Genomic DNA, 20,273 nt, shown 5'->3' on the forward strand with positions numbered 1-20,273 from the left:
CCCGCCGCCGCGCTGCTGCTTGAGCAGCCATGATAGCGTCCCGCTCCGGGCGGGACAATCGGCCATTGCGTCGAGCCGCGGCCATGTGATGCAGGAAAGCCACAATCCCCCGCCGCCCCGTCCCGCCGACACGCAAAAATTGCCATGACCGGGCTTCAATGGTCCAATCCTGCGCAATTGCGTCGGGAATCCGGGCCCATCTGGCGCCGGGATCACCGTTGACGAACGGGGCGGGCGTCCATACCTGCGACAGCACGTCCCCGCACCGTTCGCAAGACGAAGGCGCAAGACTGTCGGGAGGGCTGCGGCGGTCCTCGGGACGATCGATATCGCCGCCGGGCATGCGCTTTGGACTCCAGCCTCTTTCGATACATCTGGAAGAACAGCCGGGGCGAGCAGATCTTCCTGCTGCTCGTCATCCTGGTGTCGCTTCCCTTCTACTGGATTTCGCTCGAGGTCCCCAAGCAGATCGTCAACGACGCCATCCAGGGCCGGGCCTTCCGCGACGGCCATGCGACCGCCACCCTCCTGGAATGGACGGTGTCGCTGCCGAGCTATCTCGGCGGGGCCAAGTTGACGATCTTCAAAGGCCTCGAGCTCGGGCAGATGGCCTTCCTGATGGGGCTGAGCCTGTGGTTCCTGGTGCTCGTCCTGATCAACGGCGCGTTCAAATATTACATCAACATCCAGAAGGGCATCCTGGGCGAGCGCATGCTGCGGCGCATGCGCTTCGACCTGTTCTCGCTCCTGATGCGCTTCCGGCCCGAGGACGTGGCCATGGTCAAGCCGGCGGAGGTCGCCAGCATGATCAAGGACGAGGTCGAGCCGATCGGCGGCTTCATCGGCGACGCCTTCATCCAGCCGGTGTTCCTGTTCAGCCAGGCGGCGACGGCGCTGCTGTTCATCATCGTGCAGAGCTTCTGGATGGGCCTGGCCGCGCTGGTCATCGTCCTGGTCCAGGCGATCGTCATCCCGATCCTCCGCCGCGAGCAGCTGCGCCTCGGCCGTGCCCGCCAGCTCGCCTCGCGCCAGCTCGCCGGCCGCATCGGCGAGGTGGTGGAGACCGCGTCCTCGGTGCACAGCTACGGCGCCTCGCCCTATGTCGAGGCCGAGATCGGCGACCGGCTCGGCCACCTCTACACGATCCGCGCCGACCTGTTCCGGCGCAAGTTCGCGGTCAAGTTCCTGAACAACCTGCTGGCCCAGGTGACGCCCTTCATCTTCTATGCCGTCGGCGGCTATTTCGCCCTGCAGCGCCAGCTCGACATCGGCCAGCTCGTGGCCGTAATCGCCGCCTATCGCGACCTACCGCCGCCGATCAAGGACCTGATCGACTGGGACCAGCAGCGCCAGGACGTCGCCATCAAGTACGAGCAGGTGGCAGCCCAGTTCTCGCCGCCGCACCTCCTGCCGCGTAACGACGAGGATGCGGGCCTGCCGGTGCCCTCGCCGGATGCCCCGATCGAGATCGTCGGGCTGACCGTCGCCGATGCGCGCGGCACGGCCCTGCTCGACCGGGTCTCGACCATCATCGAGCGCCCGGCGCGCGTTGCGCTGCTCGGAGAGACCGGCGGGGCGCGCGACGTGTTCGCCCGCGTCGTCGGCCGCCAGACGCTGGCCTATCAGGGCAGCGTGCGCATCGGGCGCGGGGGGGATCTTGCCGACTACCCCGACGGCCTGCTCAGCCGCTTCCTCACCTTCCTCGGCCCGGATCCCTCGCTCCATCCCACCTCGATCCGCGACAACATGCTGTTCTCGGTGCGGCGCCGCACGCCGGAGGTCGACGGCGAGGCCGCCGACGAGGCCGAGCGCTGGCGGCTGCTGGAGGCGCGACGCTCGGGCAATCCGCTGGTCTCGGCCCGGGCCGACTGGATCGACTACGAGGCGATGGGCATCGCCGGCCCCGAGGAGATCGATACCGCCCTGCTCAGGGCCCTCGATATCGGCGGGGCGCAGGAGGACGTCTACCGGCTCGGCATTCTCGGGCGCTTCGGCCCGGACCAGTCGGAGGAGGTGCTGGAGCGCTTCGTCGAGGCGCGCCACCAGATCCGCGCCCGCCTCAAGGAGAAGGGCCTGTCGAACCTGGTCGAGCCCTTCGATCCCGAGCGCTACAACATGAGCGCGCCGGTGGGCGAGAACCTGCTGTTCGGCGTCCCCGTCGGCGGGCGGCTGGCCGCCGACGGCCTGGCGGCCGACCCGTTCCTGCGCTCGATCCTCGAGGCCGAGGCCCTGCTGGAGCCCTTGATCGACATCGGCCTGCGCCTGGCGGAGATGGCGGTGGAGACCTTCGTCGACCTGCCGCCCGAGCATCCGGTGTTCGAGCGCTATTCGGTGATCCAGCCGAGCGACCTGGAGCGCTACAAGGAGATCGTCGATTCCGTCCAGGCCCGCGGCTCGGCCTTCGGCCTGTCGGCCTCGGCCCGCTCCAAGCTCCTCGCGGTCGGGCTCGCCTATATCGAGCCGCGCCACCGCCTCGGCCTGATCGACGGGCCGTTCAAGCAGCGCGTGCTGCGGGCGCGGCGCAGCTTCCGGCTCTATCTGCCGGCCCATTACGCGGCCGAGGTCGAGTTCTACGACCCCGACCGCTACATGCGCGCCGCGCCGCTGCGCGACAACATCCTGTTCGGCCGCATCGCCTATGGCGTGGCCAACGCCCAGCCCAAGGTCATCACGCTGATCCGCGGCGTCCTGAACGAGCTCGACCTCGATCCCCTCATCTATGGGCTCGGGCTCGACTTCGAGGTCGGCAAGGCGGGCAAGCTGCTGCAGCCCATGCAGCGCGCCAAGGTGGCGCTGGCGCGCAGCCTGGTCGGCCATCCCGAGATCCTGGTCCTGGAGAACGCCCTGGCGGCCCTGTCGCCGTCCGACGCCGAGGCGGTCCTGCCCCGGCTGCTGAAGGAGTTCGAGGGCCGCACCCTGGTCGTCACCCTGGCCGCCAACGCGCCGACCGCGGGCTTCGACCGGGTGATTCTGTTCGAAGGCGCCCGAATCGTGACGCGAGAGGTTGTAGAACCGGCTCTTTCATCTTAGATTTGACAGAGTTCAGCCATCTTGCGATGGAGAGTTGCATGGATCTCGACACGGAAGTCCGGACGATCCGCAGCGCGCCGATCTTCGGGGGCCTGTGCGCCTCGAAGACTCGCCTCCTCTGCTGCATGAGCGAACAGCAGAGCTACGAGCCCGGCGAGTATATCTGCCGTCACGGAGAGCCGTCCGACGCCGCCTACCTCATCCTGGAGGGCGAGGTCGAGTTCGTCGTCGAATCGCCCGCCGGCGACACGGTGCTGGGGCGCCAGGGCAAGGGCACGATCTTCGGCGAGGTCGGGCTGCTCTGCGATCAGGACCGGTTCGCCTCGGTGCGCGCGATTTCCCCGCTTTCGGTGATCCGCATCAACAAGGATGCCATGCTGCGGATGATGCAGGACAACGCCGAATTCTCGATGTCGATCGCCCGCGAGCTGGCGCATCGGGTGCTGAAGCTGGCCGCGCGCGCGGGCAGCGAGCTGGCGCATTGACGGGACGGGGCGCCTTCCGGCAGATCCTGCCGTGACAGACCGGACGGTCGGGCTCGGCGGTCCCCTCCAACGATCCTCGTCGGCCGGTCCAGCAACAGGTCCAGAGTCCCCCCGCCCGATGAGCGATCCGGAGCAGACGTCTTCGACGCAGACCCCTTTTGATGCCATCGCCAAACGCTGGGCCCTGGAGCGCGAAGCGCGCCTGTGGGCGGGCGTGGTGCTGTTCGTCTTCGTGACGATGCACTTGCTCAACCACGCCCTCGGCATCTTCGGCGTCGCGGTCATGGAGGCGATGCAGAAGCCGCGCATGGCGCTGTGGCAGTCCGTGCCGGGCACGGTGGCGCTCTATGGCGCCTTCCTGGTGCACGTGGTGCTGGCGCTGAAGCGCATGGCCCGCCGGCGCTTCTCGCGCATGCCGGCGGACGAAGCCCTGCAGATCGTGCTCGGCCTGCTCATCCCCTACCTCATCATCGACCATGTCGTGGGCACGCGGGTGCAGTCGCTGCTCGGCTACCGCCAGGCCTATACGGCGGTGCTGCCCCGGATCTGGGGCGACCCCGCCCTCAAGCAGACCGCGCTGGTGATCTGCGCCTGGGTGCACGGCTGCATCGGCATCTCGCAGACCTTCCGCAGCAAGGGCTGGTACATCCGCTGGCGCGACCCGCTGCTGGTCGTCGCCGGGCTGGTGCCGCTGCTGGCGCTCGCCGGCTTCGTCTCGGCCGCGCGCGAGCTGCAGGCCATGGACCTGCAGACCGAGCCGTTGACCCGCAACGACTATTTCGTGCTGCTCGACGTGATCCGCTGGTCGCTCGCCGCCTTCGCCGGCGCGATGAGCCTGGTGCTGGCGGTGATCGCCTGGCGGGTGCTGCACCGCCGCCGCTCGGGCATGATCACCATCAAATATACCGGGCACGGCTCGGTCGTGGTCGGCCGGGGCACGACGGTGCTGGAGGCGAGCCGCATCAACGGCATTCCCCACCCGGCGATCTGCGGCGGGCGCGGGCGCTGCTCGACCTGCCGGGTCGCGATCAATTCCGACCTCTCCGACCTGCCGCCGGTCGGCCCGACCGAGCGCGCCATGCTGCAGCGCATCTCGGCGCCGCCGAACGTGCGCCTCGGCTGCCAGCTGCGCCCGGCCGGCGACCTGTCGGTGCAGATCCTGCTGCCGATCCTGCCGGCGGGCGGGCGGCTCGAGGCCAAGGACGAGGCCTATCGCTGGGGCGTCGAGCGCAACGTCACCGTGCTGTTCGTCGACATCCGCGCCTTCAACACCCTGGCGCGCAAGCAGCTGCCCTATGACCTCGTGCTGCTGCTGAACCGCTTCATCCGCGAGATGACGCAGGCGGCCACCGCCCATGGCGGCCGGGTCGACAGCTTCATGGCCGACGGCCTGATGGCGATCTTCGGCCTCGGCTCCAGCACCGATGCCGGCGCCCGCGAGGCGATCATGGCGGCGCGCGCCATGCTGAAGGTGGTCGAGGGCCTCAACCGCGAGTTCGGCGCGGCCATGCCGATCCCGCTGCGCGTCGGCATCGGCATCCATACCGGCCCCGCCATCATCGCCCAGATCGGCGACGTCGAGCACGGCATGCTGATGACCGCGCTCGGCGAGACCGTCACCATCGCCAGCCGGTTGGAGGCCGCCACCAAGGACTACCTCACCGACGCGCTGGTCTCGGCCCAGACCGCCAGGGCCTCGGGTCTCGACCTGCCGCGCTACGAGGGCAAGCGGCTGCATATCCGCGGGCACGACGAGCCGATCATCCTGCACCTCATCGACGAGCGGGAGCCGCCGGCCAAGCAGCCCAGGCCCGAACTCTCCCATTCGTGATGCGCTGCGATGCACAAGGGCGGGACGCCGGCCTTGAACTGTCGCAGGACATGCGTACTTGCGCTAAGAAGCCAAGAGGGCCGCGGACCGGCGGGAGCGGCCCGTGGCGGATTGGCGTCGCCGCGGCGGCGCGGCGTGAAAGGACAGTGCCGTGATTGATCTGGTTGCCACCGCAACGAAGTCCGCCGCCCCCAAGGGCCTGCACGCCTTCCGCGCCGCCCTCGAGGCGCGGCTCTCCCGCTCGCCGCTCGGCCGCCGGGCCTTCCAGGCCGGGATGCGACACCTGCCGCTGCGCTTCTTCAAGAAGCTGCCGACGATCATCATCATCGACGTCACCAATTCCTGCAACCTGCGCTGCCCGGTCTGCCCGGTGACCTTCGCCATGCACCGCCCGCGCGGCCTGATGACGCTCGACATCTTCAAGCAGATCGTCGACGACTTCATCCCGCAGCCGAAGAAGCCGGCGATGTATTTCAACTTCTCGGGCGAGCCGACCCTCAACAAGGCGCTGCCCGACATGATCGCCTATGCCCACACCCATGGGCACGAGACCTTCGTCTCCACCAACGCCACCAAGCTGTCCTCGGAGCTGATCGAGAAGCTGATCCGCTCCGGCCTGTCGCGCATCAACCTGTGCATCGACGGCTTCTCCAAGGAGGCGCAGGAGGCCTATCGCGTCGGCTCCAAGTTCGAGCAGGTCAAGGCCAATATCGAAAATTTCCTCGCCATCCGCGCCCGTCTCGGCGCCACCAACCCGACCACGGTGCTGCAGACCCTGCTCACCTCCTATTCGGAGAAGCAGGTCGACGAGATGGTGGAATGGGCCGACCGCATCGGCTTCGACCAGGTGCGCTTCAAGACCTTCAGCCTCGGCTCCTACACCGACGACGACCAGCAGTCGGAGTACGGCTATCTCGTGCCTGAGAATCACGACCTCCAGCGCCACCAGACCGAGAAGGTCAGCCTGCTCTGCGACGTGCCGCTCTACCAGACCGTGGTGTTCTGGAACGGCGACCTCGGCCTGTGCTGCATCGACTACGACCAGGTGATCAAGCTGCCGAGCGTCGACAAGGTCGGCTTCATCAAGGCCTATCTCTCGGACGAGGCGACGCGAGCCCGCCGCACCGGCTACACCAAGAGCTTCAGCATCTGCCAGAGCTGCTCCTATTCCAACGCCGACAACATGGGCTTCAAGATCGACTTCCGGAAGCGGCGCCGGCGCGCGCGTGAGGCGGCCGCCGCGCCCGCGGCGGCCGCCTGACGAACGATCCATGGCTCCTGCCGCTCCCCGCGCCGTCGCGATCGGCGCCGCGTCCTTCTTCGTGGTCGACGACAAGGAGACCTTCTGGGACAAGGTCGCGGCCGACGCCTGGGAACCCGAGACCCTGGCGGCGGTCGGCGCCCTCGCCGGGCCCGGCACGCTGCTGATCGACCTCGGCGCCTGGATCGGCCCGATCAGCCTGATGGCGGCGGCGCGGGGCGCCCGCGTGCTGGCCTTCGAGCCGGATCCCCGCGCGTTCGAGCTCCTCGCGGCCAACCTCGCCGCCAACCCGGCGCTCGCCGGCGCCGTGCGCCTGCACAACCGCGCGGCGGCGCCGGAGCCTGGCCGCATCCGCCTGGGCTCGCCGCGCAAGCCCGGCGACAGCATGGGCAGCATCCTCATGGCCGGCAATGCCGCCGCCACCTGGGAGGCCGACACGCTCACGTCAGGCGACATCGCAGCCCTGGCGGACGGCGCCGAGCGCATCGTGCTGAAGATCGACATCGAAGGCGCCGAATACGCCCTGCTGCCGCATCTCGCCCCCCTGCTCGGCCCGCGCACGGCGGCGGCGCTGGTCGCCTTTCATCCCCGGCTGCTGCAGGCTGCCGGCCATGCCGCCGCCGAGATCGAGCGCCTCACCGACGCGGCCACGGCCGTCTTCGCCGGCTACCGCGCCCGCCCGCTCGACCTCGTCGCCGAAGCCGGCGCGCCTGTCGTCTCGACCACGCGCAACGCCACGGTGCTGTTCAGCCGCTGAGCGCGGTCAACCGCATGGCGCCGGCCAGGGTCTCGCCCGGCTGCAGCACGACCAGGCCGCCGCCGCGCCCGTTATGGGCGTCGGCGCTGTGGCTCATCGGCTCCAGGCAGAAGAAGTCATGGGCATAGCCGGGGTCGAAGGCCGGATCGGACACGAACAGGAAGTAGCGGCGGAACAGCGGATCGGCCTCCAGCACGAGCGTCAGCCCCCGGTCCGGCCAGCGGATGCGCGCCATGCCGGTCCAGTCCTCGAAGCCGTTGTTGACCCAGCGGCGCGGCAGCGGCGCCGGGGCGCGGAAGTCGAGATCGGCCGGCGGCCGGCCACGCACGGTCGGCAGCCAGCCCGGCCCCTCCTCCCAATGGTCCCCGGCCGGCGCCTCCAGCCTGGTGTCCGGCGTCAGCGGGAAATAGGGATGCCAGCCGAGCCCGAACGGCAGCGCCGCCGCGCCCCGGTTGGTGACGGCGAGGTGGACCGACAGCGTGTCGCCGTCGAGGGCGAAGCTCTGGCGCGCGTCATAGGCGAAGGGAGAGCCGTCGGCCCGATGGGACATGGCGAGCTCGGCACGGTCGGCGGCGGCCGCCTCGATCGTCCATTCGCTGGTCCAGCCGTCGCCGTGCAGGACATGCGGATCCCACGGCATGTTCGGGGTCAGCGCGTAGCTGCGGCCCTCGAAGGCGAAGGCATTGCCGGCGATGCGGTTGCCGAACGGCACCAGCGGAAAGCACCCCGCCTGCAGCGGCGCGCGGGCCTCGCCCGCCGGCGGCTCGCGCAGCAGCGCCGCCTCCTCCCCGCCGTCCCGCCTCAGAAAGAAGCGCCAGATGCAGCCGCCGGTCGTGCTCAGCACGGCGCCGAGGCGGTCCTTGTCGAGCCGGATGTCGGTCATGGCCTCAATCCATGGTGATGACGACCTTGCCGCACTTGCCCTCGGCCATGACGGCATAGGCCTCGGCGGCGGCCGTCAGGGGAAAGCGGTGGGTGACGATCGCGTCGGGATGGCGGCCCCAGTCGGCGAGGTCGCGGCAGCATTTCTCCATGTTGTGGAGGCTGGTGACCCAGGAGCCGATGATCTGGCGCTGGCGATGCATCAGGTCCTCGCTGACGCGGAACTGCACCGTGTCCTGCTCGCCGAGAAAGACGCAGCGCCCCCAGGTCGCGGTCGCCTGCAGCGCCAGCAGCCGGCCCTGCGGCGCGCCCGAGCAGTCGATCGCCACGTCCGCCCCGCCCCGGGTCGCAGCCTCGACGGCGCCAAGGGCGTCGGGGCCGGCGAGGACCGCCTCGTCGAGCAAGCCGAGGCGCTGCGCCGTCGCGAGGCGCTCGGGCTGGGTGTCGACGCCGATCCGCTTCTTGGCGCCGCGCCCGCCGGCCAGTATCAGCGCCGCCATGCCGACCGGGCCGAGCCCGACCACCAGGACGGAGTCGCTGCCGGAGACGGCGGCGCGCAGGATGCCCTCATAGGCGGTGCCGACGCCGCAGGAGACGAAGCAACCGTCCTCGAAGCTGAGGAAGTCCGGCAGCGCCACGAGGTCGCGCTCGTCGGCGATGAGATACTCGGCATGGCCGCCGTCGCGCTGCCAGCCATAGGCGCGCCGCTCCGGGTCAGTGCAGCTGATCTGGTAGCCGCGCCGGCAGCTCGGGCAGAAGCCGCAGCCGGAGATGTGGTAGACCAGCACCCGGTCGCCCTCGCGGAAATGGCGGCAGCCCGGCCCGCGCGCCTCGACCACGCCTGAGGGTTCGTGCCCGGCCACGACGTCGAGATAGGCCGCGCCGCTCTGCTTCGACCCCACGTGCTGGTGGTAGATGTACTTGATGTCGCTGCCGCAGATGCCCGACGCCCGCATCTTCAGCCGCACCTGGCCGATCCCCGGCTCGGGCCGGGCGATCTCGCGGAGGTCGACGGTGGAATTACCGGGGAGGTAGGCGGCGAGCATGGTCGTCATGGCGTTCGTTCCAGCTGGGCGGGCCTCGGCCGGCGGGCGTTCAGGCCCGGTCCGGCCGCTTGCGTTTCGGGCGGCGCTTCATCGCCTCGAAGGTGGTGCGCTCGATATGGGCGACGTGGTCGCGCATGGCCTGCGCAGCCGCGGCCGGGTCGCGGGCGCGGATGGCGCGGGCGATGGCGTCGTGGTCCCGGGCGCTGCGGTCGAGCACGCCGGCCGTCTCCGAGGCCATGCGCCGCACGTCGATGCCGAGCTCGTAGAGGGCGCGGGCCACCTGCATCAGGAAAGGATTGTCGGCGATCAGGTTGATGGTGCCGTGGAACTCCAGGTCCATCACCCGGAAGGCGATCGGGTCCTTGACCGTGGCGTAGCCGACGGCGACGAACTGCTCGAGCTTGGCCATGTCGGCCTCGGTCGCGCGGGCGGCGGCGTCGGCGGCCAGCGCCGGGTCGATCACGGCACGGGCGCGGAACAGCGTCTCGCTGGTGTACTTGTCGAGCGACACCGCGAAGGAGAGCGGCGCGATCAGCCGCTCGGGCTTGAGGTCGGTGACGTAGCAGCCCTCGCCCTGGCGCGTCTCGACCACGCCGAGCATGGACAGGCCCCGCAGCGCCTCGCGCACGGTCGGCCGGCTGACCTGCAGGGCGCTGGCGAGCTCGACCTCGTGGGGCAGCTTGTCGCCCGCCGAAAGATTGCCGCTCTGGATCAACTCCATCAGACGCGAAGCGACGCGCTCGGCGGCGGGCTTGCGGTCGATCGGCGTGATCAGGTCGATGGTCATCGGCGTTCCCTCGGCGGCGCGGGAATCCTAGTGCGAATCACCGGTGGGTACGAGCGCATCACCGGGGATACCCGCGGGGCGCGAATCCGGCTTCCAGCACCGGCAGCAGCAGATCCGCCATCTCGGCCGCGTCGGCGCGGGCCGGCACAGCGACCCGGCCGGGGAAGCCGACGCCCGCGCGCACGTCGGGCGCCATGAAATAGGCCGCCGCGATGGTCTCGCAGAAGGCGTCGTAGGCCGCCAAGTCCTCGGCCTTGAGGCCGGCCAGCGCCGCGCCGGGGCCGTCCCGCCCGGCGCGGCCGACGACGGCGCGCAGCAAGGCCACGCGCTCCGGCACATGCTCCTCGATCGCGGCCAGGAGCGACCCGGCGATGCCGGCCTCGCTCGCCGAGAGCCGGCCGGGCGCCGGCGGGATCAGGCGGTCGGCCAGCTCGGCGAGCAGGCCGCGCTCGCTGGCGTCGAGGGGAAGCGCTCCGGTCATGCCGCGCTCCTCTGGCTGGAGCGGCCGGCGACGAGGTGCGCCGCGCTCCAGGAGGAGAAGGCGGCGATGGTCGCGGTCGGGTTGACGCCGGCCGAGGTCGGCCAGACGCTGCCGTCGACGATGAAGAGGTTGGCCACCTCGTGGCATCGCCCGGTGCGGTCGACGACGCTCCCCGCCGGGTCGGTGCCCATGCGGGCGGTGCCGAGGATGTGCCAGCCCGATTCCCGGCTCTGCGGCGCCACGACGGTGCGGTAGGCGCCGGCCTCGATCAGCGAGTCCTGGGCCCGCGCCGCCATGAAGCGCAGCATGCGCTTGGAGTTCTCGCCGGTCCTGTAGTGGATCCTGACGCCGGGCATGCCGGTGTCGTCGGACGCGCCGGGGTCGAGCTCGACGCGGTTGGCCTCGTCGGGCAGGTCCTCGCAGATGATGCCCCAGGACACCGAACGGCCGAAGCGGCGGGCGAACTCGTCGTGGAAGGCCTCGCCCCACAGCTCGTTCTCCTCGCCCCAGGGCCAGCGCCGGGCGATCTGCGCCGGGCTGCCGGTCGGCTGCAGGCTCCATTTGGAGCCGCGGACGAAGTCGCGGTCGGGATGGGTCTCGTAGAATTGCAGGGTATAGGCCACCTGCCCCCAGGCGCCGCGAAAGCTCTCCAGCGGCCGGTCGAACAGGCCGACCACCGCCGCGGTCGGATGCAGCATCAGCCGCTTGCCGACCAGGCCGGAGCCGTTGGCGAGACCGTCGTCGTGGCCGGCGCCGCGGCTGTTCAGCAGGATGCGCGCCGTGCCGATGGCATTGCCCGCGAGCACGGTGACGCCGCCGCGGGCGAGGTGCTCGGCGCCGGTGGCGCGGTCCGCGTAGACCGCGCCCCGCACCAGGCCGGCCGCATCGAGCTCGAGGCGCAGCACGCGCGCGCCGGTGACGAGCCGGGCTCCGCCGCGGATCAGCGCCGGCCAGTGGCTGCGGTCGGTCGAGGCCTTGGCGCGCTCGATGCAGCCCCACATGCAGGCGGTGCGCTGCTGGCAGGGCTGGAACGGGCCGCGCGGCACGGTGGCGATGGCGTTGGTGCCCGGCCACCAATGCCAGCCGAGGCGGTTGTGCGCCGCCGCGACCGTGCGCCCGGCCTCGGTCAGGTCGACCGGCGGCATCAGCTCGTCCTGGCCGGGATACATCGGATCGCCGGCCACCCCCGAGACGCCGAACTCGCGCTCGGTGCGGGCATAGTGCGGCATCAGGTCGGCATAGGAGATCGGCCAGTCGTCGGCGACGCCGTCGAGCGTGCGCACCCGGAAATCCGAGGGCAGGTTGCGCATCCAGTTCGCCGCCCAGGAGATGGAGGAGCCGCCGACGCCGTTCCAGTAGAGCGGCACGATGTCGGAATCCTCCACCGCGATCGGGAAGTCGCCGGGATTGCTGCGCTTCGTCGGCACATATTGCCAGTCGCGCGGGGCGGTGAGCTCGAATTCCGGCTTGTCGGAGCGGGCCTTGTCGTAGTCGACCCATTCGCCCTGCTCGAGGCAGACGACGGAGAGCCCGGCTTCCACTGCCCGCTGCGCGAAGACCGCGCCGGCCGGCCCCGAGCCGACGATCAGGACGTCGCAGGCGATCGCGTCGGTCATGGCGTCCCCCTCAGGCGTTCAGGCCGCGGCGGGCCCTGGCCCGGCCAGCCAGGATGTTGAGCAGCACCGCCGCGACGATGATCGCGCCGCGCACCACCGGCTGGATGAAGCTGTCGAAGCCGAGCAGCACCAGCCCGTTGCCGATCAGGGAGATGATGTAGATGCCGAGCAGCGTGCCCAGCATCGAGCCGCGGCCGCCCGAGAGCGCCGTGCCGCCGACGACCACCGCCGCGATCACGTCGAACTCCAGGCCGCCGCGCGACACGCCGGGATCGCCGATGCCGTTGCGGGCCGTGAGCAGGATGGCGGTGACCGCGGCGAGCGTCCCCGAGATCACGAACAGCAGCACGCGGATGCGCTTGACCTTGATGCCGGCCAGATGCGCCGCGGTGGCGTTGCCGCCGATGGCGAAGACGGCGCGGCCGAAGGCGGTCTTGCGGCTGATGAAGGTGAAGAGCGCGAACAGCACCAGCATGATCACCGCGGCGGTCGGCACGCCGAGGATCTGGCCTTCCAGGAGGTCGAGGAAGTCGTTGCCGGGATAGGTCACCGGGATCGCCTGCGTCATGTAGAGGGCGAGGCCGCCGAGCGCGCTCCACAGGCCGAGGGTGGCGATGAAGGAGGGCACGTCGAAATAGGCGCGCAGCACGCCGGCGATCGCCCCGAGCCCGGCGCCGAGCCCGAGGGCCAGCACCAGCGCCACTGCCAGCGGCACCTCGAACTTGAGGAGGTAGGCGAAGATCACCGAGACGAAGGCGACCATCGGCCCGACGCTGATGTCGATCTCGCCGGCGATGATGATCAGCGTCGCGCCCCAGGCGGCGATGCCGAAGGCGGCGGCATCGCGCAGGATCGTCACCTGGTTGCGGAAGGTGAGGAAGTTGCGGGCATAGAGCCAGAACACGAGATAGAGCAGCGCGATGATGACGATCAGCCCGATCTCGTTCATCCGCTGGAAATTCCAGCGCCGGGGCGGCTTGGCGGCGGTCAGCGAAACCATCGGCGGTTCCCGTCAGTGCGAATGGCCGGCGATGCTGGCCGTGAGGAGTTCGTCGGCGTCGATGCGGGGCGCGCTGAAGCTCGCGGCGATCCGCCCCTCGCGCAGCACCACGACGCGGTCGCAGACCCTGGGCAGCTCCTCGATCTCGCTGGAGACGAAGACGATGCTTTTGCCCTCGGCCGCGAGCTTGCGGATGATGGCGTAGATCTGGCTCTTGGCCTCGACGTCGACGCCGCGCGTCGGCTCGTCCAGCAGCAGGACGCGCGACTGTGCATAGACCCAGCGGCCGATGACGATCTTCTGCTGGTTGCCGCCCGACAGCGTGGCGATCGGCGTGGTGGTGCCCGGCGCCTTGACGCTCATGCGCCGCACGATGTCGCCGGTCGCTTCCGCGATGCGCGCCCAGGACAGCACGCCGTGCGAGGACACCCGCTCGGGCGCGGTCATCACCGTGTTCTCGTCGATGCCGAGCAGCGGCACGATGCCGTCGTCCTTGCGGCTTTCCGGCGTCAGGCCGAAGCCGAGCTTCAGCATGGCATGATAGGTCGGGCGGCCGAGGTCCCGCCCGTCCACGGCGATCGAGCCGGCGTCGGGCTGGTCGAGCCCGGCGAGGATGCGCAGGAGCTCGGTGCGGCCCGAGCCGAGCAGCCCGGCAATGCCGAGCACCTCGCCCCGGTTGAGGTCGAGGCTGACGCCGCCCAGCTTCGGCGCCGCGACGATGTCGCGCACCGACAGCAGCACCGGGCCGGCCGGATGCGGCTCGACTATCTCGTCGCGCTTCTCGTCGTGGCCGAGCATCATGCGCACGATGGCGCGGGTGTCGGCGTCCGCGACCGCCAGGGTGGAGACGGCGCGCCCGTCGCGCATCACCGTCGCGGTGTCGGCGATCGCGCGGATCTCGTTCATGCGGTGGCTGACATAGATGATCGCCACGCCCCTCGCCTTCATCCGGCGCACGGCGGCGAAGACCTGGCTGACCTCGGCGGCGGCGAGCGAGGAGGTCGGCTCGTCCAGGATGACGAGGCGCGGCTCGCCCATCATGGCGCGGGCGATCTCCACGAGCTGGCGCTCGGCCGGGCTGAGGCTGGCGACCGGCAGCCCGGGATCGAGGTCGAGACCGAGATTGGCGAGCGCGTCGCGGCCGCGCGCGGCCATCTCGCCGTGATCGAGCACGCCGAAGCGCCGGGGCCAGACCCCGAGGAACAGGTTCTCGGCAATGCTCATGCCGGAGACCAGGCTGAGCTCCTGGTAGACGGCGCGCACGCCGAAGGCGGCGGCCTGGCGGGTGCGGTTCTCGCCGGCACGGTCGAGCGCCTGGCCCATGATGGCGATCTCGCCCTCGTCCGGCGTCTCCGCCCCGGTCAGGAGCCGGATCAGCGTCGACTTGCCGGCGCCGTTCTTGCCGAGCAGCGCCCTCACCTCGCCGGCCTGGATGGAGAAGTCGACGCGGTCGAGCGCCAGCACGCCGGCATAGCGCTTCACGCCGCCGGTCAGGCTGGCGACGACCGGCGCTGCGGCGGCGGATCGAGCTGGCGCGGTGCTGGACGCCATGGCGGCAGGGGCCTCGATGGAGCGGCGGGGACGCTGCGGAGGACGGGAGCACCGCGACCGGCGGGCCTGCGCCGGCCGCGGCCTCACGCCTTCACGGCAGTCCGTCGGGATGGGCGGCGAGCCAGGCCCTGGCCTGGTCGGCGCTGGTGTAGAGATCGACCGGGTTCGGCACGATCAGCGCGCCCTGGGGCTTCTTCTCCACCGCGTTCACCGCCTGGGTCAGGGCGAGCTTGCCGAGGGCCTGGCCGGAGACGTCGACGGTGGCGCGCATCACGTCGCCGGCGACGATCTCCTGGGCGATCTCGGTGGTCATGTCCGAGCCGTAGGCGACCATGGTGCCGGCCTTGCCCTGGTTGCGGATGGCCTTGGCCGCGCCCAGGGAGGCGCCGCCGGACTCGCCCCAGAAGGCGTCTATGTCGGGATTGGCGGTGATGATCTTCTCGCCGGTCGTGATCGCCTTGTCGAGGATCGTCGCCTCCTGGTTGGCGACGATCTTGTAGCCCGGCACCTTCTCGCCCAGGGCCTTCTCGAAGCCCTTTCGGCGCTGCACGCAGACGTCGACGAACTCGCAGTTCAGGATGGCGATCTTCGGCTCCTTCTTGCCCGCCTTCTCGAAGTCGGCGGCGGCGACCTGGCCGATCTTGTAGCCGAAGGTGAAGGGGTCGCCGACCGCATAGGCGTAGACGTATTTCTTCATGTCGTCTTCGCGGATGCAGGTGTTGTAGCAGACGACCGGGACGCCGGCCTCGTTGGCGCGCTTGATCGCCTTGACCGAGCCCTCCGGCGAGACGGCGGAGACCACGATCACCTGCGCGCCGGCCGAGACCAGCCGGTCGATGAAGGAGGCTTCCTTGGCGACGTCGGCCGCGACATTGGTCTCGATGATCTGCAGGTTCTTGCCGAGCTCGGTGCCGCCGACCTGAACGCCCTTGCGCACGCCGGCATAGAAGCCCTGGGCATCGAGATAGGTGACGCCGACCACGAGATCGTCGGCCGCGCGAGCGGCGGCCGACATCGACGCGAGCACCGACAGCCCGAGCAGGCTGGCTTTCAGCAGTCTCATGGGGATCCTCACAGGTTGGCGTTCGTCCCGCGGGGCCGCTCCGGCGGCCCGTCATGATTCGGCGCGACCGTCAGGGGGCCGCGTTCACGTCGCCATCATCCCCGCGATTTTCGCGCCCTGTCAATCCGTGACCAGCCCGGGATCAGCTGAATCGAGCCGACATCTCGAAGTAAGATATTGATATATAATAATTTTATTTTTTTGATCTTCTGAAATTAAAATATGAAAGTTGACTGACAACAAAAAAGGCTGCAGTTTCGCTTGACGATCCCGATATGGATCGGGCTTCCTGCACACCCCACCACGGCGAACGACGGCATGTCGCTCCTCGATATCATCGAGCCCCTCAACCGGCGCTCCGCCGCCGAGCACGTCGCCGAGCGCATCCTGCGCCAGATCGGCGCGGGCACGCTCAGGGCCGGCGACAAGCTGCCGACCGAGCACGAGCTCGCCGCGGTGATGCAGGTGAGCCGGCCGGTGATCCGCGAGGCGCTGCGCGGCCTCTCCATCCTCGGCGTGGTCGAGAGCCGGCAGGGCGGGCGCTGCTACGTCACCGACCTCACCCCCGCCCGGCTGGTGGCGCCGCTGCAGATGGTCATCCCGCTCGACGACGACGCGGTCGACGCGCTCTACGAGGCGCGCATCGCCATCGAGGGCGAGCTGCTGCGCCTCGGCACGCCGCAGGCCGGCCCGGCCATTGCCAGGCTCGAGCGCATGGTGGCGAGCGGCTACGAGATGGCCGGCGATCCCGTCGGCTTTCGCATCGTCGACCTCGAATTCCACCGCGCCCTGATGGGGCTGGCGGGCAATCCCTTTCTCGAGCGCGCCGCGCAGTCGCTCTACGAGCTCGGCATGGAGTACCGGCGCGTCGCCTCGGAAATATCGGGCGTCGTCGCCCGCAGCGCCGCCGAGCACGACGCCATCGTCGCGGCGCTGAAGCGGGGCGAGGCGGAGGCCGCGGTCGAGGCCCTGCGCGTGCATCTCGGCAGCATCCGCCGCACCACCGTCGAGGCGATGCGGATCGTGGGCCGAAACACGCCGGCGGGCGACACGCCGGGAACCTGACGAAGTCGAGCGGCGCCACGGAGCGCCCGAGGGAGGAGAGGAGCGGCCCCATGCTTCTGCAAGGCAAGAGCGTCGTCGTCACCGGCGGCTCGCGCGGCATCGGCGCGGCCATTGCCGTCGCCGCTGCCCGGCACGGCGCCGACGTCGCCATCAACTATTGGGGCGAGAACGATGCCGGCTACGGCCGCCGCGGCGCCGTGCAGGACGTGCTGGAAGAGATCCGCGCCGCCGGCCGGCGGGGCCTGGCGGTCGAGGGCGACGTCGCCGATCCCGCCACCGGCAAGGCGCTGGTCGCCGCCGCGGTCGAGGCCTTCGGCGGGGTCGACGTGCTCGCCTCCAATGCCGGCATCTGCCCGTTCCACGCCTTCCTCGACCTGCCGCCGGACCTCCTGCGCCACACCATGGAGGTCAACCTGCACGGCGCCTTCTACGTCGTGCAGGCGGCCGCCAACCAGATGAAGGCGCAGGGGAAGGGCGGCGCCATCGTCGCCACCTCCTCGATCAGCGCCCTGGTCGGCGGCGGCCTGCAGACCCACTACACCCCGACCAAGGCCGGCGTGCATTCGCTGATGCAGTCCTGCGCCATCGCGCTCGGGCCCGACGGCATCCGCTGCAATTCGGTGCTGCCCGGCGCGATCCTGACCGACCTCAACAAGGACGACCTCTCCTCGCCCGACAAGCTCGACTATTTCAACAGGCGCATCCCGCTCGGCCGGCTCGGCGAGCCCGACGACGTGGCGGACTGCGTCGTCTTCCTCGCCTCCGACATGGCGCGCTACGTCACCGGCGCGGCGCTGCTGGTCGACGGCGGCATGTTCGTCAACCTGCAATAGCGGCGCGCCGCTCTTGCGCAATAGCGGCGCGCCGCGCCCATCCCGAGGACAGGCCATGGCTTCGCCCCGCATCGTCGACATCCGCACCTACCTGGTCGAAGGCACCGGCGACGGCGGCGACTATCACCGCCAGAAGGGCGGCCACTGGATCATCGACAGCCTGATCGCCAACCCGATGTCGGGCTACCAGCCCTACAAGGCCTCGCGCCTGAGCTGGGGCATCGACGTGCTCGGCTCGATCCTGGTCGAGATCGAGGACGATCGCGGCCATGTCGGCTTCGCCACCGGCTTCGGCGGCCCGCCGGCCTGCTGGCTGATCGAGAAGCATTTCCGCCGCTTTCTCCATGGGGCGGATCCGCGCGATACCAACATGCTGTGGGACCAGATGTTCAGGGCCAGCATGTTCTACGGCCGCAAGGGCCTGCCGCTCGCCACCATCAGCGTGGTCGACCTCGCCCTGTGGGACCTCATCGGCAAGCTGCGCCAGGAGCCGGTCTACAAGCTGATCGGCGGGCGCACCAAGCCGGACATCGGCTTCTACTGCACCGGGCCGCTGCCGGCCGAGGCCAGGCGCATGGGCTTTTGGGGCGGCAAGGTGCCGCTGCCGCATGGTCCAGCCGATGGTCCATCGGGCGTCAAGGCCAACCGCGCCTTCCTCGCCGCCCATCGCGAGGCGGCCGGCCCCGACTTCCCGCTGATGGTCGACTGCTACATGGCGCTGACCGTGCCCTATGCCATCGAAGTGGCCAGCGCCTGCGCCGACCTCGACATCCATTGGTGGGAGGAGGTGCTGCATCCCGACGACTTCGACGGCTTCGTCCATCTCAAGCGCGCCCTGCCGACGGTGAAATGGACCACCGGCGAGCACGAATATTCGCGCTACGGCTTCCGCAAGCTGATCGAGCAGCGCGCGGTCGACATCCTGCAGCCCGACGTGATGTGGGCGGGCGGCCTGACCGAGCTCGTCCGCATCGCCGCCCATGCCGCGGCCTACGACGTGCCGGTCGTGCCGCATGGCAGCGGCCCCTACAGCTACCATTTCGTGATGTCGCAGCCCAACGCGCCCTTCTGTGAATATGTCGCCAACAGCCCGGACGGGCGCAGCGTCAGGCCGGTGTTCGGCAATCTCTTCACCAACGAGCCGGTGCCGCGGGACGGACGGCTTGACGTTTCCGACGCGCCGGGCTTCGGTCTCGAGCTCGCCCCGGATGCGTCGCTCGTCCGCTTCGACGCCGCCCAAGCCTGATCAACCCGAGGAAGCAGCCATGACCTTCAGCCACCGTTTCGCCGGCCGCGGCGCCATCATCACCGGCGGCGCCTCCGGCATCGGCCTCGCCGCGGCGCGGCGCATCGTCGCGGAAGGCGGCAGCGTCTGCATCTGGGACGTGGACGCGGCTCAGATCGACGCGGCCAGGGCCGAGCTCGGGCCGAAGGCGCACGGCATCCGCGTCAACGTCGCCGCGGCCGAGGAGGTCGAGCGCGCCGCGGCCGAGGCGCAAGGCCATCTCGGCCGGATCGACGTGCTGGTGTGCAGCGCCGGCGTCGCCGGCAAGAACGCCCCGGTGGTCGACTACCCCATCGACGAGTGGAAGCGGGTGTTCGACATCAACGTCCACGGCCTGTTCTACTGCAACCGCTTCGTCGCGCCGAAGATGGTCGAGAACGGCTATGGCCGCATCGTCAACATCGCCTCGATCGCCGGCAAGGAGGGCAACCCCACCGCCTCGGCCTATTCGGCATCGAAAGCCGCCGTGGTCGGCTTCACCAAGTCGCTCGGCAAGGAGCTGGCTCAGACCGGCGTGGTGGTCAACACCATCACCCCGGCCACCGTCGACACGCCGATCCTGACGCAGGTGAGCCAGGCCCATATCGATTATATGCGCTCCAAGATCCCCATGGGCCGCTTCGGCACGGTGGACGAGCTCGCCGCCATCATCACCTGGCTCGCCAGCGAGGAATGCTCCTTCTCGACCGGCGCGGTGTTCGACGTCTCCGGCGGCCGCGCGACCTATTGAAGCGGCACCGGGCGATGGCGAGCTTCACCATCCGTCCCCTGGCCAGGGCGGACCACGCGCAATGGCTGCCGCTCTGGGACGGATACAATGCGTTCTACGGCCGCTCGGGCGCGACCGCGCTCGACTCGGCCGTCACGGCGATGACCTGGAGCCGCTTCTTCGACGCCTACGAGCCGATGCACGCGCTGGTGGCGGACGAGGCGGGCCGGCTCATCGGCCTCACGCACTACCTCTTCCATCGCAGCACCACGGCGATCGAGCCGATCTGCTACCTGCAGGACCTGTTCACCGGCGAGGCCGCGCGCGGCAGGGGTGTCGGCGGGGCCCTGATCCAGGCGGTCTGCGAGCAGGCCCGGCTCGCCGGGTCGCCGCGCGTCTATTGGCAGACCCACGAGACCAACAGCACCGCCAGGCGGCTCTACGATCAGGTGGCGGAACGCTCCGGCTTCCTGGTCTATCGCAAGATGCTGTGAGGCCGGGGTCGGCTGCGGACTTGATTCTGCGGCGCAGGCGCGCTTGGCTGGTCCCCAGAAGGCCGCCGTGAATCGTTTCACGCGCGGCTCGCCGATC

The 20,273-nt window shown here is 70.0% G+C and carries 18 protein-coding genes; 10 read left to right on the forward strand and 8 right to left on the reverse strand.

The genetic code is table 11. The annotated features are described in order from the left end of the window. The first annotated feature begins 348 nt into the window (after positions 1–348). The 5 genes from QO011_RS00230 (at position 349) to QO011_RS00250 (ending at position 7,364) form a co-directional block, all read left to right on the forward strand. Positions 349–3,030, forward strand: a complete 2,682-nt coding sequence (locus tag QO011_RS00230) for an ABC transporter transmembrane domain-containing protein (RefSeq protein ID WP_307266199.1) — start codon at positions 349–351, stop codon at positions 3,028–3,030. Between the two features lie 38 nt (positions 3,031–3,068). Then, the gene (locus QO011_RS00235; RefSeq protein ID WP_307266202.1) at positions 3,069–3,515 is read left to right on the forward strand and encodes a cyclic nucleotide-binding domain-containing protein; all 447 of its coding nucleotides are present in this window, start codon (positions 3,069–3,071) and stop codon (positions 3,513–3,515) included. Between the two features lie 118 nt (positions 3,516–3,633). Further along, positions 3,634–5,346: an adenylate/guanylate cyclase domain-containing protein gene (locus tag QO011_RS00240; protein ID WP_307266205.1), complete on the forward strand. Its 1,713-nt coding sequence runs from the start codon at positions 3,634–3,636 to the stop codon at positions 5,344–5,346. A 151-nt stretch (positions 5,347–5,497) separates the two neighbouring features. Continuing rightward, positions 5,498–6,607, forward strand: coding sequence for a radical SAM/SPASM domain-containing protein (locus QO011_RS00245; RefSeq protein WP_307266207.1), 1,110 nt, complete (start codon positions 5,498–5,500; stop codon positions 6,605–6,607). A 10-nt stretch (positions 6,608–6,617) separates the two neighbouring features. Further along, a complete protein-coding gene (locus QO011_RS00250; RefSeq protein ID WP_307266211.1) occupies positions 6,618–7,364 on the forward strand; it encodes an FkbM family methyltransferase in 747 nt (248 codons plus the stop codon). On the opposite strand, the gene QO011_RS00255 is transcribed toward QO011_RS00250, so the two are convergent. The 8 genes from QO011_RS00255 to QO011_RS00290 form a co-directional block, all read right to left on the reverse strand. After that, positions 7,354–8,247, reverse strand: a complete 894-nt coding sequence (locus QO011_RS00255) for an aldose 1-epimerase (protein WP_307266214.1) — start codon at positions 8,245–8,247, stop codon at positions 7,354–7,356. The two genes, QO011_RS00250 and QO011_RS00255, sit on opposite strands and share 11 nt — an antisense overlap. Positions 8,248–8,251: 4 nt before the next feature. Then, positions 8,252–9,301, reverse strand: a complete 1,050-nt coding sequence (locus QO011_RS00260) for a zinc-dependent alcohol dehydrogenase family protein (protein WP_307266216.1) — start codon at positions 9,299–9,301, stop codon at positions 8,252–8,254. A gap of 40 nt (positions 9,302–9,341) precedes the next feature. Beyond that, on the reverse strand, positions 9,342–10,079 hold the full coding sequence (locus QO011_RS00265) for a FadR/GntR family transcriptional regulator (protein WP_307266219.1): 738 nt from the start codon (positions 10,077–10,079) through the stop codon (positions 9,342–9,344). A 58-nt stretch (positions 10,080–10,137) separates the two neighbouring features. After that, the gene (locus QO011_RS00270) at positions 10,138–10,560 is read right to left on the reverse strand and encodes a hypothetical protein (RefSeq protein WP_307266221.1); all 423 of its coding nucleotides are present in this window, start codon (positions 10,558–10,560) and stop codon (positions 10,138–10,140) included. Continuing rightward, on the reverse strand, positions 10,557–12,176 hold the full coding sequence (locus tag QO011_RS00275) for a GMC family oxidoreductase (RefSeq protein ID WP_307266224.1): 1,620 nt from the start codon (positions 12,174–12,176) through the stop codon (positions 10,557–10,559). The genes QO011_RS00270 and QO011_RS00275 overlap by 4 nt, the downstream gene beginning before the upstream one ends. Before the next feature lie 10 nt (positions 12,177–12,186). Further along, positions 12,187–13,176 (reverse strand): ABC transporter permease, encoded by a 990-nt coding sequence (locus QO011_RS00280; RefSeq protein ID WP_307266227.1) that lies wholly within the window; start codon positions 13,174–13,176, stop codon positions 12,187–12,189. Between the two features lie 12 nt (positions 13,177–13,188). Continuing rightward, positions 13,189–14,727 (reverse strand): sugar ABC transporter ATP-binding protein, encoded by a 1,539-nt coding sequence (locus QO011_RS00285; RefSeq protein WP_307266230.1) that lies wholly within the window; start codon positions 14,725–14,727, stop codon positions 13,189–13,191. A 91-nt stretch (positions 14,728–14,818) separates the two neighbouring features. Continuing rightward, positions 14,819–15,790, reverse strand: a complete 972-nt coding sequence (locus QO011_RS00290) for a substrate-binding domain-containing protein (protein ID WP_307266233.1) — start codon at positions 15,788–15,790, stop codon at positions 14,819–14,821. Between the two features lie 318 nt (positions 15,791–16,108). Here QO011_RS00290 and QO011_RS00295 point away from each other — a divergent pair, with 318 nt between their 5' ends. From QO011_RS00295 to QO011_RS00315, 5 genes are read left to right on the forward strand one after another with little or no spacing between them, the layout of a single operon-like run. Beyond that, complete coding sequence (locus QO011_RS00295; RefSeq protein WP_307266235.1) at positions 16,109–16,855, forward strand: FadR/GntR family transcriptional regulator; 747 nt, start codon at positions 16,109–16,111, stop codon at positions 16,853–16,855. 50 nt (positions 16,856–16,905) lie between these two features. Further along, entirely contained in the window at positions 16,906–17,688 is a 783-nt protein-coding gene (gene lra1 / locus QO011_RS00300; protein WP_307266239.1) for an L-rhamnose 1-dehydrogenase Lra1, read from the forward strand. 55 nt (positions 17,689–17,743) lie between these two features. Then, on the forward strand, positions 17,744–18,934 hold the full coding sequence (rhmD, locus tag QO011_RS00305) for an L-rhamnonate dehydratase (RefSeq protein ID WP_307266242.1): 1,191 nt from the start codon (positions 17,744–17,746) through the stop codon (positions 18,932–18,934). Between the two features lie 19 nt (positions 18,935–18,953). Then, entirely contained in the window at positions 18,954–19,703 is a 750-nt protein-coding gene (locus tag QO011_RS00310; RefSeq protein ID WP_307266245.1) for an SDR family NAD(P)-dependent oxidoreductase, read from the forward strand. A 14-nt stretch (positions 19,704–19,717) separates the two neighbouring features. Then, on the forward strand, positions 19,718–20,176 hold the full coding sequence (locus QO011_RS00315; protein ID WP_307266249.1) for a GNAT family N-acetyltransferase: 459 nt from the start codon (positions 19,718–19,720) through the stop codon (positions 20,174–20,176). The last annotated feature ends 97 nt before the right edge of the window (positions 20,177–20,273 follow it).

The sequence above is a fragment of the Labrys wisconsinensis genome (genome assembly GCF_030814995.1).
Taxonomy (GTDB): domain Bacteria; phylum Pseudomonadota; class Alphaproteobacteria; order Rhizobiales; family Labraceae; genus Labrys; species Labrys wisconsinensis.